Origin of the sequence: Arthrobacter sp. HS15c (genome assembly GCF_040812005.1) — a bacterium.
Taxonomy (GTDB): domain Bacteria; phylum Actinomycetota; class Actinomycetes; order Actinomycetales; family Micrococcaceae; genus Arthrobacter.
On record NZ_JBFOHM010000005.1, the window covers coordinates 166,964 to 179,021 of the forward strand.

The window sequence follows — 12,058 nt, forward strand, 5'->3', positions numbered from 1 at the left end:
GAACGTACCGGGCGTGAACAACCGCCCCTTAATCACCCGGCAACTCCAAAGCCGGCGCTTGGAAAATTTCCCCAGAAAGAGCACGATCTACAAGGAAGTCCATCGTGAACACACCTGTTACACCCGCACAGAGGCCCCAAGTGCACTCATCGGCTCCCCAGGACCCGCAAAAGAAGAAGTTCCTCGTCAAGCTCAGCGGCGTGATCGCCGGCGGCATGTTTATTGACGGCTTTATTCTGGGCGGCATCGGACTGGTCATGCCGGCCCTGACCGCGGACCTGAGCCTGTCCGCCACCATGCAGGGGCTTATCGGAGCTTCGGCCCTGATCGGCATCTTCTTTGGCGGCCCCATCGGCGGTTACCTCGCGGACAAGGTCGGCCGCAAGCCGATGTTCATCGTCGACCTTGCTATCTTCCTCGTTGGTTCCGCTGCGCAGTTCTTTGTGGCGGACGCCTGGCAGCTCTTTGTGATCCGCCTGGTCATGGGCATGGCCATCGGGGCCGATTACGCCATCGGCTGGCCCCTTCTTGTCGAATTCTCGCCGGCCAGGCTGCGAGGCAAACTCATGGCCTTCCAGGAGGTTGCCTGGTACGTGGGCTACCTGCTTTCCTACGCAGTGGGCTACTACATGTCCACATCAATCCACGCAGACTGGCGCATCATCCTGGGCATGAGCACCGTGCCGTCACTCATTGTGTTCCTGCTCCGGTTGGGATCGCCTGAATCTCCGCGCTGGCTCATCAGCAAGGGGCGCCGTGAGGAGGCGTTTGCCATCGCCCACCAGTGCATGGAGGAGGCCGACATTAAGGACCTTGAGCACGAGAAGCCGGAAAAGCCCAACTTTGCCAAGCTCTTCTCCCCGCAGTACAGAAACTCGACCATCTTCGTCTGCATGTACTGGGTCTGCAACGTCACCCCCTACTTCGCCATCGCCACCTTCGCACCCATCGTCCTGGAAAGCCTGGGGGTTGAAGACGGCCTGGCTGGAGCACTCGTACTCAACGGTGTTGTGGTGGCCGGATCGTTGGCCGCGATGTTCCTCATTGAAAAGGTGGGACGCCGCAAGCTGTCCATCCCGCCGATGTGGATCGCCGCCGCGGCCTTGGTTGTCATCGGACTGTTCTCCCACATGTCGCCGATGATCATCCTCATCAGCTTCATAGTCTTCTCGTTCTTCAACGCCGTCTCCACGGCCCTGACCGGCGTTTATCCCGGCGAGGTCTTCCCCACGGAAATCCGCGGCGCGGGAGTCGGCTTCGCCACGGCGATTTCGAGGATCGGCGCGGCTGCTGGAACGTTCATCCTGCCCTTGTCCGTAGCTGGCCTTGGCGTCGGAACCACGATGCTGATCGCCGCAAGCATCTGTGTCCTGGGCGCAGTGATCTCCCAGTACCTGGCGCCGGAAACCAAGGGCCTGAGCCTGAGCGACACTTCAGCCCCGCTCGGCCAGGCGGCTCTGCTGTAAACAACTTTCAACAGCCACAGATGCCTGGCCGGCTCCGCCCTGGCCAGGCATCTGTGGCTGTTTCTGCCAGCATCGAAAAACCTCTCCGAAGGAACCTATGAAGATCTACGGTGAAAGCGCCCACTCCGCTGGCCTCCCCACACCCCGCCTGACAATTAACGACGGCGGCATCCACCCGGGTGCGTGGGTGAGCTTCCGGGACCCGGCAGTGGACGTCGGCACGCTCGGCAGGGTGCTCGACGCGGGTGCATGCGGGATTATCTTTCCCACTGTGGAGGATCCAGCGACTGCTGCCACTTTGGTCGCGGCCACCCGCTTTGCACCTCGCGGCAAGCGTAGCTACGGACCAACCCGCCGCAGCCCCCGCTACGCTAAACCGGCCCCCGGGGGAATGGAGGGCGACGCGCTGTGTATCCTCATGATCGAAACGGCCGCAGGCCTGGCCAATCTTGATGCCATCCTTGCCACCGGACCTGACGCCATCTTCGTGGGCCCCTACGACCTCTCCCTCAGCCTGGGGATGACACCGGAGGAACTCACCGGCGAGGGGCAGGACGGGATCCTCGCGGACATCGCGCGCCGCTGCCGGGAAGCAAACGTCGTCCCCGGCATCTACACCGGCGAACCGATGTTGTCCGAAAACATGATCAGCCTCGGCTTCCGTTTCATGCCCGTGGCCTCGGACACGGGCCTGCTGGCCGTCGCAGCACGCGACGCGGTGGAGGCCCGGCATCTTCGCCGTTGATTACCCGTGGCCATGCGTAAGCTCACTGGCGGGCGGGGCGTCGACGTCGTCCATGACGGCCTCCTGCCCGATGCTGAGGAGCGCCGTCAGCGGTAAGGGCGGGCGCCAATATTCTTGAACGCCCCGTTCGCTTCTTGAGGCATAGGATGGTGGGGACATCCAATCGGGGCACGTGCCTTGAGCAGACGCGAACGAAACCGGGGTTTGATGTGGCAGCGGAAACAGGCATGGACGTGCAGGCAGCAACAGACGGCGATGATGCCCCGGCCGAGGCGGTGGACCTCACAAATAAGTCCGTCATCAAGGCCACCGTGCTTCTCGGTGAGCTTGGCCGGCACCGCGCAGGCATCACCGTCACCGAACTCGCCCAGGCCGTGGGCATGACGCGTCCAACGGCTTTCCGCCTCCTGTTGAGCCTGGAACAAACGGGGTTTGTGGACCGCGTGGACAACCGCTACACCCTGGGCTGGGAAATGGCCCGCCTGGGCCGGCTGGCTGACCCGTATACAGGTGCGGTGGCCAGGGTTCAGCCCATACTGGACGAATACGCCGTCAGGCTTAATGAGACCGTGAGCCTGGCAATGGTGCGGGACGCCGTGAACTACGACGTGATCGCGGAAGCTTCGGGGTCCCGGTATCTGAACGTGACAATGTACGTTGGGGAAACCTATCCTGTGCACGCCAGTGCCACCGGAAAGCTGATGCTCGCGGAGATGAGCGATGAGGAAGTGGCTCAGGCCTTGCCAAGGAAGCTGGAAGCGTTCACTCCCAACACCATCACCAAGCGAGAAGCGCTCATCCAGGAGCTGCACAAAGTCAGGGACCAGGGCTATGCCGTCCTTGACAGCGAACTCGAAGAAGGCCTCTTTGTGGTGGCACTTCCAGTCCGGGACGTGGCGGGTGCGCTGGTGGGCATCGTCTCCGTAAACGGACCCGAGCAGCGGCTGAAATCGGAAGGCCTGCCGGAGACCATTGACCAGCTGCGTGCGGCAAGCCGGGACATCGCGAAGGCGCTTCTCGGTATTGACTCAGGGGATTCCTGAACGGGTTACCCGGGCCTGCCTGACGCCGCCCACTGCCGCAGGGGAGCCGAGGCATCTCTGCCTCAGTAGGCTTCAGCCATCGCGAGGAGATGCTCCACGGACGGATATTTCCAGCGCACGTACTGAACCGGCACTCCTACGCGCTCGGCCACCAGGGTGTGCGTTACTCCTTGCGGTCCCGCTCCCCTGCTCAACTCCCTGATGCTCTGTGCGAGTGCTTCGGTCCGGCGCGCATCACGTTCCCGGAGCAGCTTGGCGGGTTCTCTGCGGTGCTTCGACTTCTGCCTGTGGCGCCAATTGGGCATGGTCATACTGCAAAGTCGGGAAATAGCGCCAGCTCGTAGTCCGGTGGCAGGACGCAGTAGGCATGCGCCCGTGTGGTGGCCCGCACGCACAGGGGCGGAAGGTATCGGTGGTCGGCGGGCGCGGTCGTTGCGCGTCTTTTCATGGCCATCATCTCCGTTGATTCAGGTCCCAGGACGGACTTATCTGGTAATAATTTGAACGCGACGTTCACTGAGTGAACACTTTCCATTGTGGTACTCGTCCTGGTCTTTGGCAAGAGTGTGCCGCATCCCATCTGTCGCTCGAGTTGAATGGACTGCCACCATGTACGCCAACCCCAAAATCGCTCCGCGCTCCACGCGGTCCGCCACCGTGCCCGACTGGTCAATACTTTCCCGCGGGGACGTCGTGCGGGTGTTGCGCAGGGACGGCAGTACCGCGACTGGCCTTATTGACATGCTTGCCCTGGATCGCAGCGTCCTCTGGCTTATTCAGGACGGCGGGCGGGGGCGGGTCATGATTTGCAGTGCCGACCGGCCCCGGGTGGCTGTTGTAGCCCCGGCCGAGAAGGGCCGTTAGGGGTCATTGCATCCCCGCGTGAGCTGTGCCACAATACTCTTACGTTCAGTATTCGAACGTTGCGTTCAAGTTTTACAACGTAGGATCCGGCTCCGGAACACCGAAGTTCCGAAGCGATCAGTAGGAGGGAAAGCGATCATGTCGATTTCAGTAGGGCACCGCGCCATATTCACAGCTTTCGGCCACCGCAGCTCGGCCGCCGTGGGCGCCCATGCGCCGTCCAGACAGGCGCCGGCGCCGGTCCCGGCCGAAACCACGGTCCCCTTGGACAGCGGAGAGCTTAAGTGCTCGCCCTGGGAAGGCCTGTACTTTGAGCAGGCACAGCCGCTTACCCGAAAGGGGAGCGATCCGGTCTTGGGTGGTCAGCTGGACGGATTCCTTGCCAGCCTGATGTACGGCGAGTGAGCCATGGCGGTCATGATCTACGCTGAGACGGCCGGCGAACGTAATGCCGCATCGTCTGTGGCTGCAGGCGAAGAATGTGACAGCAACAGCTGCTTTTTCTGCACTGGCCCGGAAACGGATTGATAAGCCCGAACGCAGCCAGTCAGGATGCGGAGCGGGTGTCGAACGCCGCAGCCGACTCCCGTAGAAGGCGTGCGACGGTGTCCACCGGCGTGCTGGGTGACCGTCGCCGGTCGAACCGCCGCAGAACAATCCGCCGCGTTCCGAGTCCGGGGACGTCGAGGACGTCGACCCCGTCGTGGGCGACGCCGCTCAATGCCAGGGTTGGCACGATCGCAATACCCTCGCCCGCAGCGACGAGCGCAAGGGCGGTGAGCGTTTCCTGGTATTGATGCACGGTTTCCATCTGGGCGCCGGTTGACTGGCGGAGCCTGCCGAGCACTGCAGAGTTGGCGGCTGTGGGGTCGACGCCGAGCCACGGAAGTGGCAGCCGGGCAAGGTCGATGTTCTCGGTACTGAGCAGGGCGCCGGCGGGAACCACCAGTTTCCATGGCTCGTCCAGCAGCGGCTCCTCGGTCATTCCAGCGGAAAGTGAACGCTGTTCGGCCGTCGTCGAATCCAGCTCGACCACGACAGCGTCGAGTTGGCGCTGGCGGAGCAGCCGCATCAAGTCCGGAAAGTCGTCCTCAACGATCCGGATCTGCAATTGCGGGTACTGGGAGCGCCATTCCGGCAGGCGCGGGATCACCACCGTCCGAACGAAGCTGGTGAATCCGCCCACGCGCACGACCCCGGCGATGTTGGCCCCGCCTTCGATGCGGGCGCGGGCGACGCTGAGTGCGCGTTCGATCTCCTCGCCGGCTTCCGCCACTGCCAGTCCGGCGGGTGTCAAAATTGAGCCTTTGGGCGTGCGCAACACCATGGCGTGGCCCGTCTCGTCCTCCAATTTGCTGAGCTGCTGCGAGACGGCCGAGGCCGTAATTCCCAGCTCGTCAGCCGCGGCGAGCACCCCGCCCGTGCGGGCAACCGCAAGAAGAACGCGCAGTCTGCGCGGATCGATATCCATGTTAAGTAGTTCTAAACCACACCTTCAGTGGAATGCAATTGCTCTAAAGGTGTTTCGTGCTCATAATTGCTGTTAAACGGGACTTTCCCGGCGGAAGAATCCAGGCAAATACCCTCTTCCAAACACCTACATATAGCCCGCCATCTACACTCCGCCCGGCGGATGGCAGCCGGGCATCACCTTTGAAAGGACATCATGGAACTGCTGTGGGAAATCGCAGGTTGGTCGGGGGCCGTTCTGATCCTGTCGGCATACCTGTCCGTTTCCATGGGTTGGTTAAAGGCCGGCAAGCGCTTCCAGGTGGCCAACCTCGTCGGCGCATTTGCCTTCATCGTCAACGGTGCGGTCCACGAAGCGTGGCCCTCAGTGGTCACGAACGTTGCCTGGTGCCTTATTTCCGCCATCGCGATTCTTCGCATGCGGTCCACGAACGAATCGCCGGTGGCCGCAGCCGAGGCGCCGCAGGTGCAGTTCCCCGGCGTCCCTGACACCACCGGCCAGATCGCCGTTGTCGAGGCTATTACTTCTGCCGTTCACGGCGACGTCGTAGGACGGGCGGCTGAGTGCCAGGCCAGCCTGCGTGAGGCACGGGCAACAGTGCCGACGGCGCGGACGTCCTGAGCTGGGGAAGGTCCCCGCGGTCATATGCCCGGGACGCACTTCCCCGTTCCCAGTAGCGCCAGGCCGGCACGGTCCCCGGCCCCGAACTCCAGTTGTCCGCTGTTCTCTTCGTACATCAGCTGGGTGGGATCGTTGACGTGGTCCAGTCCCACCACGTGCGCCAGCTCGTGCATGATGATGGCCCGGACCAAGGCAGGCCCTTCGGGATAGGCCAGGGTTCTGTCAGCCCAGGCGCATCGAGCTGCACTTGGCCGGTGACGTAAACATACGGTTCGCCCGGAACCTGGATGGCGGAGCTGCCGCCGGTGCCAGCGACCTTTCCGGCCAGCTCCGTGGCTTCTTCGGGGGTGGACCAGACAATCAGGATGGGCGCCCACTTTTTGCCGTAGCGGTCCGGTTGGTACGCCTCGCGATCCTTTGAGGGTGCTTCGGTTGTTGGCCCGTCGAACACGAATTGCAAGCCGGTGGCAACGGAGACGGCGGCTACGGACTCCTGAACGAGCTGATCCGTGCCGGGCGGCGCCAAGTCCGGCCGGACTACGTAATGGACCGGACGGCACGGGTCGTAGGCAACAAACGGCTGGTCCGGTTCGGGTGACTCCTGCAGGACATATGCGGTTGATCCGGTGGCCGCAGGCGGGATGCCAAGGGGAGCGGAAGCGGCTTCAAAACCTGGGGGAGGGACCTCGGAGCCGGGCAGGTAGGGCCGCGCCGCTGACATCACGTACCGTTCGAACAGTGTGGGAGTGAAGTAGAGCCCGACTACAAGTGCAATGCCCAGCACGGTGGCCGACCGGGACTTCCACCTCGGCGTGCGCCCCAGCCTGATCCTGCGAAAACCTCGCTTCCTGCCAGCCGTTGGTACAGGAACAGCACGCCACGGCTCAGGATCCTGAATTTTGCCGAGCGCCTCATCAATAGCCCACTGCGGGATCCGGCCGCTCGGCGAACGCCGGACTCCTGGGATGTCCCGCCCGTCCTCAGGCCTTCCGAAGTCCTTGCTGCCAAAATCTGATGCCACCAGCGCCCCTGCCCCCAAACCCATCTCCTACGATGGCTCCGCTCAGCATAGTGGCCGGCTTTATCGCCCGCTATGGACACGGCGATAGAAGTTCCGACGCAGGCGATCGGACGACGGCGGGCGCCTCCCGCCGTCGTACGCTTCCTGCCTTGCCCGTAGGAAGTGCTGCCAACGCGAACCGGGGAACGCGCGGGGAACGGCAGCGACCTACCGTTAAGCGGGAAATCGGAAAGGAGGTGAGAGCAATGGCAGACCACTATGCCTCAGGAACCTGGCAGGTGAAGCAGGGCAGCGACCAGGAATTCATAGACCGATGGACGGAGTTCCTTCAGTGGTCCCGGGCGAACTACCCGTCGATCCTCGTGGCGAACCTCATTCGTGACCGACGTGTTGCCGGTCATTATGTTTCATTCGCCGAGTGGACCGACGAGGCGTCCCGGGACGCATGGAAGCAGAACCCGGAGTTCATGACCCACTTTGATGCCTGCGTGGCGCTGTGCGAGCACATGAGCGGCGCTGATTTCGATCGGGTAGCGACTGTGTAACCGGCTCTATTACCTGATCGCCGACCGCGGTCCGGCCGCCCACAGCGAGAGCCGGACCGCCCGCGCCGGCCAACGCGGCCTGCAGCGGGCGGACCCGGCCCCGTCAGTACCCGCTCTCATGCGCCATCACACCGGTTGCGGGACGATCCGAATGTACGGCTTGGGCTCCTTCCAATCGCCAAAGATCTCGAGGGCCTCGCTGTTCGGCACGGAGCCGGCGATGATGACGTCCTCGCCTTGCTTCCAGTTGACCGGCGTCGCCACCCGGTGCTTCGCAGTGAGCTGAAGCGAGTCGACAACGCGAAGCACTTCGTCGAAGTTGCGTCCGGTCGTCATGGGGTAGACGAGGATCAGCTTGATCTTCTTGTCCGGCCCAATGACGAACACGTTGCGGACGGTCTGGTTGTCCGCGGGCGTGCGGCTCTTGGGGTCCCCGGACGTGGCTGCCGGGAGCATGCCATAAAGCTTCGCAACGGTGTAGTCGTCGTCGCCGATCACGGGGTAATTGGGGCGTGCCCCCTGCGTTTGTTCGATATCGGCGGCCCACCGCTCGTGATCAGCTGTCGAGTCCACGGACAGGCCGATGATCTTGACTCCGCGTCGGTCGAACTCGGGCTTGATCTTGGCCATGTAGCCGAGCTCGGTGGTGCAGACCGGGGTGAAGTCCTTCGGGTGCGAGAACAGCACTGCCCATGAGTCTTCGAGCCAGTCATGGAAGCGGATGTCGCCGAGGGTCGTCTTGGCGGAGAAATCGGGTGCGATCTCACCGAGTTGCAGTCCCATCGTGTCCTCCTGGTGGTTGTGATTTGATGACGGAGCCAACTGGCTCGCCGTCACTTCTGACGGTAAGGCGACCCTGTTCCCCGACCGTTCCCCCAGCTACGCTGAGGGCGTGGAGAAGTGCGCCGTCGTCATGCTGGGCGCGTTCGGTGTCGTGATTGATGGCCGGCCGGTTCAGGACGACGCGTGGAAACGGACCAAGGCGGCCGGGCTCGTCAAGATCCTCGCCCTCGCGGAAGGGCACCGGCTGCATAGGGACGTCGTGGCCGATCTGCTCTGGCCCGATCTCAGCGCTCAGGCTGCCGCTTCGAACCTACGCAAGGCAATGCATTTCGCGCGCGCCGCCCTCGGCTCGCCAGGCGCCGTTCGGGCGCACGGCGACCTGCTGGTGCTGCTGCCAGGCGCGGATGTTTCCATTGACGCGGAGCGGTTCGAAGCGGACGGGCGCGCCGCGCTCGCCTCATCGGCAGGGGTGTCCGAGGCGCTCGCCCTCTATCGAGGCGATCTGCTTCCTGACGATCGATTTGCCGTGTGGGCCGAGGACCCCCGCGACCGGCTGCGCACCCTGTACCTGCGTTTGCTCAAGGCCGCGGCTCGGTGGGACGACGTGGTCAAAGCCGACCCGGCGGACGAGGAAGCCCACCGCGCGATCATGGTTCGTGCGCTCGACGCCGGCGATCGCCAGGGCGCGATCCGCCAGTTCGAGCGACTCTGTCGGCGGTTGCGTGCCGACTTGGGCGTCGGCCCAGAGGCGGCGACCGTCGCGGTCTACGAGGAGGCCATCGCCCAGGACAGCCGACGCGCGGAGAATCGCACCCGGGTCACGTTGGCGCGAGCACTCATCGCCCTCAACAGTGGCGACCTCGTCGAGGCCACGTCGTACGCACGGCGTGCACGCGAGCTGGCCATGGAAGCGGACCTGGGCCGAGAGATCGGCGAGGCCAGCGCAGTGCTGGCGATCGCGGCGAACATGCAGGACCGCTGGCCCGAGGTGTTCGAGGCCGAGTTCGTGGAGTTCACAAAACACGATTCAGCGCGGTCCGGCTACATTCTGGACGCACAGTTGTGCCTCGCCGAGTTCTGCTTGAGCGGACCGGACGGGCACCGGAAACTTGCGCGGCGAGTAGTGCGACTGCGCACGATCGCCGAACGGGCAGGCTCCGTGCGCGGCCTGGCCATCGCCGACCTGTTGCTGGGGGAGGCGGCACTCTTCTCCGGCGAGCTCGGCGACGCGCGCAGTCTGCTCCAGTCCGCACTCGAGCTGCACCGGCGGGCCGGGGCACGGGCCGGCGAGATCGTAACACTGCAAAGACTGGCTGAGGTTGACCTCGCGCAGGATCGGCCCGAGGAGGCCGCCGGGGCAGCCAGTCGCGCTCTGGCTGCCGCTGCGTCCACGTGGCTCGAGCCGCATCTCGTTGTACGCCTTTACGGGGTGCTCGCGGAGGCAGCCAGATCTCCGGCGCAAGCGGTCCGCATCATTGAGCGGGCCGACGCCGCCCTGGCCGGGAGGAGCGTCTGTCCGCCGTGCTCGATGGGGTATCAAGTCGCCGCAGCGACGCATTACGCACTGGCCGGGAAGCTGGACGCAGCCCGCCGCCGGCTCGCCAACGCCGAGCAGCTCGCAGGCATGTGGCCTGGCGGACCGTGGCACGCGGCCCTCTGGGAAGCACGAGCCGTCCTGCGCCGCGCAGAGGGTCACGATGATCAAGCCATCGCCCTGTTTCGGGAGGCGGCAGCTAGTTTTGCCGAGCTCGGCAGGCGCCAAGACGAGCAGCGGTGCCTGGCCCGGGCAGCACAAAGATCGCCAATGCCGGCCGGAAAGGCTTTGGCTGGTAGTTCCTGAGTCGCCTTCGGGCACCCAAATTTTCCATCGCCGCGCCAAAGGCAGGACCCTTGCGGGGTCCTGCCTTCGACGTGTGCGGCTGCACGCTCCTGCGCCCGGCTTTCGGGCTACCTGTTGCGATGGAGTGCGGGAGCGGCTTCCGGACGCCCGCCGGGCTGTGCCGGCAGTCTTGGGGCAGCGGCGGGATTTCTGGACGCCGCGGCCCGACGAACTCACATGATGCCGGTGGGTACCAACAGGGCCCAGGCCAGCGCCGGGGCCGCCAGCACCACGCCGCCGGCGTACATCATCAGCTGCTTGTAGACACGCTGCCGGTCGTCCTCGCGGGCGTTAGCCACCACCAGGGCGCCGTCGGTGGAGAAGGGCGAGACGTCCACAACAGTTGCGGCGATGGCCAGTGCCGCCACCGTTCCGGAGGCGCTCAGCGAGCTGGTGGCCAACAGCGGACCCGCAAGCGGGATGAACGCGGTGAGCAGCGCCGTCGAGGACGCGAAGGCTGAACCGACGCCGATCACGTAGCAGAGGACCAGTGCCACCAGCAGCGGCGCACCAAGCGCCAGCGCCTGCTCGGCGAGGGTGTCGATGACGCCCACGTGCTGGAGAAGGGAGACATAGGTGATCATGCCGGCAACGAGCAGGACAGTGGACCAGGAGACGCCGCCGATGAAAGTGCGGTGTTCCTTGATGTTGACCAGGGCCAGGAGGAGGCCGGCGGACAGGGCCACGAAGCCGATCGGCATGTGGAAGCCGAGCGCGCAGACGAGCATGGCAGCGATGAGCGCCAGCGTCAGGAGCTGCTGGCCGTGGGGGCGGCCGGTGCTGGTCTCCAAGTCTGCGTGCCGGCCGTCGCCGTCGCGCAGCCTGCCCAGCACCGCGAACAGCACCACAGTCAGGACCGACAGGATGAGGTTGATCGCGAAGCTGGCGGTGAACAGGGCGCCCTGGGAAATGGGGAAACCGTTCTTCACTGCGATGTCGTGCACCAGCACCCCGGCCACGGACAGCGGGGAGAAGCCGCCGGCGTGCGCTCCGTTGATGAGGAAAGCGCCCATCACCACCGGGTGGATGCGGGACTCATACGCCAGGCCAATGGCGGCAGGTGCCAGCAGGGCGACGGCGGCGGGGGAGAAGGTGCCCAGCGACGTGAGCGCTGCGGCCATCAGGAAGAACACCCAGGGCAGCAGGAGGGTTTTGCCCCTGACAAGGCGCACGCAGGTCTGGACGATGATGTCGATCGTGCCGTTCCGCTGGGCCATGCTGAAGAAGTAGGTGACGCCGATGATGGTGATGACGATGTTGGCGGGGAAGTCCGCCAGGATCTCCTTGTCGGTCATGCCAAGCATGAAATAGCCGACGCCGAAGGACGCCACCAGCCCCATGACACCGATGTTCAGCGGCCACTTGGTGGCGACGACGAACATCACCACAAGGATGATGAGCGGGATGATCTGTACAGCGGTCATGCTCGGCTCCGATTCCGCGGTGGCCGCCTGGTTGAAGACGCCTCCCGCCAGAACAAGGGCAAGCACACCAAGGAGGGTGATGCCTACCACCGCCATCAGCAGGATACGGCGGCGGCGGGCAGGACGCGGAGACTTTTGGTCCCGGGTCTCCTCAAGAGTGTCAGTGGGGCGTTGCGCAGTCTTAGTCATGGCAGGT

The 12,058-nt window shown here is 64.4% G+C and carries 12 protein-coding genes; 7 read left to right on the top strand and 5 right to left on the bottom strand.

What is annotated here, in order from left to right; all coding sequences use genetic code 11:
• Window positions 1-104 precede the first annotated feature (104 nt).
• The 3 genes from ABV518_RS09620 to ABV518_RS09630 all read left to right on the top strand — a co-directional run bounded on the left by ABV518_RS09620 (window position 105) and on the right by ABV518_RS09630 (window position 3,254).
• Window positions 105-1,466, top strand: coding sequence for an MFS transporter (locus ABV518_RS09620; protein WP_367766764.1), 1,362 nt, complete (start codon window positions 105-107; stop codon window positions 1,464-1,466).
• A gap of 97 nt (window positions 1,467-1,563) precedes the next feature.
• Window positions 1,564-2,211: an aldolase/citrate lyase family protein gene (locus tag ABV518_RS09625; RefSeq protein WP_367766765.1), complete on the top strand. Its 648-nt coding sequence runs from the start codon at window positions 1,564-1,566 to the stop codon at window positions 2,209-2,211.
• Window positions 2,212-2,420: 209 nt separating this feature from the next.
• On the top strand, window positions 2,421-3,254 hold the full coding sequence (locus ABV518_RS09630) for an IclR family transcriptional regulator (protein ID WP_367766766.1): 834 nt from the start codon (window positions 2,421-2,423) through the stop codon (window positions 3,252-3,254).
• 62 nt (window positions 3,255-3,316) lie between these two features.
• Here ABV518_RS09630 and ABV518_RS09635 read toward each other — a convergent pair whose 3' ends face one another.
• Window positions 3,317-3,565 (bottom strand): hypothetical protein, encoded by a 249-nt coding sequence (locus tag ABV518_RS09635; RefSeq protein WP_367766767.1) that lies wholly within the window; start codon window positions 3,563-3,565, stop codon window positions 3,317-3,319.
• Between the two features lie 691 nt (window positions 3,566-4,256).
• Between ABV518_RS09635 and ABV518_RS09640 the strand changes: the two genes are divergently transcribed.
• Entirely contained in the window at window positions 4,257-4,523 is a 267-nt protein-coding gene (locus ABV518_RS09640) for a hypothetical protein (RefSeq protein WP_367766768.1), read from the top strand.
• Between the two features lie 142 nt (window positions 4,524-4,665).
• On the opposite strand, the gene ABV518_RS09645 is transcribed toward ABV518_RS09640, so the two are convergent.
• Window positions 4,666-5,589: a LysR family transcriptional regulator gene (locus tag ABV518_RS09645; RefSeq protein WP_367766769.1), complete on the bottom strand. Its 924-nt coding sequence runs from the start codon at window positions 5,587-5,589 to the stop codon at window positions 4,666-4,668.
• 195 nt (window positions 5,590-5,784) lie between these two features.
• Between ABV518_RS09645 and ABV518_RS09650 the strand changes: the two genes are divergently transcribed.
• Window positions 5,785-6,210 (top strand): hypothetical protein, encoded by a 426-nt coding sequence (locus tag ABV518_RS09650; RefSeq protein WP_367766770.1) that lies wholly within the window; start codon window positions 5,785-5,787, stop codon window positions 6,208-6,210.
• A 115-nt stretch (window positions 6,211-6,325) separates the two neighbouring features.
• On the opposite strand, the gene ABV518_RS09655 is transcribed toward ABV518_RS09650, so the two are convergent.
• Entirely contained in the window at window positions 6,326-6,994 is a 669-nt protein-coding gene (locus ABV518_RS09655) for a hypothetical protein (RefSeq protein WP_367766771.1), read from the bottom strand.
• A 482-nt stretch (window positions 6,995-7,476) separates the two neighbouring features.
• On the opposite strand from ABV518_RS09655, the gene ABV518_RS09660 reads away from it, so the two are divergent.
• A complete protein-coding gene (locus ABV518_RS09660) occupies window positions 7,477-7,776 on the top strand; it encodes an antibiotic biosynthesis monooxygenase family protein (protein ID WP_337348785.1) in 300 nt (99 codons plus the stop codon).
• Between the two features lie 126 nt (window positions 7,777-7,902).
• On the opposite strand, the gene ABV518_RS09665 is transcribed toward ABV518_RS09660, so the two are convergent.
• Window positions 7,903-8,559 (bottom strand): peroxiredoxin, encoded by a 657-nt coding sequence (locus ABV518_RS09665; protein WP_367766772.1) that lies wholly within the window; start codon window positions 8,557-8,559, stop codon window positions 7,903-7,905.
• A 109-nt stretch (window positions 8,560-8,668) separates the two neighbouring features.
• Here ABV518_RS09665 and ABV518_RS09670 point away from each other — a divergent pair, with 109 nt between their 5' ends.
• Window positions 8,669-10,399: a BTAD domain-containing putative transcriptional regulator gene (locus ABV518_RS09670; protein WP_367766773.1), complete on the top strand. Its 1,731-nt coding sequence runs from the start codon at window positions 8,669-8,671 to the stop codon at window positions 10,397-10,399.
• Between the two features lie 212 nt (window positions 10,400-10,611).
• Here the strand turns inward: ABV518_RS09670 and ABV518_RS09675 are convergent, their stop codons facing one another.
• A complete protein-coding gene (locus ABV518_RS09675) occupies window positions 10,612-12,051 on the bottom strand; it encodes an SLC13 family permease (protein WP_367766774.1) in 1,440 nt (479 codons plus the stop codon).
• Between the last annotated feature and the right edge of the window lie 7 nt (window positions 12,052-12,058).

Bases quoted from the DNA above. Each gene is read 5' to 3' on its own strand.
- ABV518_RS09640 (WP_367766768.1), top strand. From the start codon at position 4,257: ATGTCGATTTCAGTAGGGCACCGCGCCATATTCACAGCTTTCGGCCAC.
- ABV518_RS09625 (WP_367766765.1), top strand. From the start codon at position 1,564: ATGAAGATCTACGGTGAAAGCGCCCACTCCGCTGGCCTCCCCACACCC.
- ABV518_RS09650 (WP_367766770.1), top strand. From the start codon at position 5,785: ATGGAACTGCTGTGGGAAATCGCAGGTTGGTCGGGGGCCGTTCTGATC.
- ABV518_RS09635 (WP_367766767.1), bottom strand. From the start codon at position 3,565: ATGACCATGCCCAATTGGCGCCACAGGCAGAAGTCGAAGCACCGCAGA.
- ABV518_RS09665 (WP_367766772.1), bottom strand. From the start codon at position 8,559: ATGGGACTGCAACTCGGTGAGATCGCACCCGATTTCTCCGCCAAGACG.
- ABV518_RS09660 (WP_337348785.1), top strand. From the start codon at position 7,477: ATGGCAGACCACTATGCCTCAGGAACCTGGCAGGTGAAGCAGGGCAGC.
- ABV518_RS09645 (WP_367766769.1), bottom strand. From the start codon at position 5,589: ATGGATATCGATCCGCGCAGACTGCGCGTTCTTCTTGCGGTTGCCCGC.
- ABV518_RS09675 (WP_367766774.1), bottom strand. From the start codon at position 12,051: ATGACTAAGACTGCGCAACGCCCCACTGACACTCTTGAGGAGACCCGG.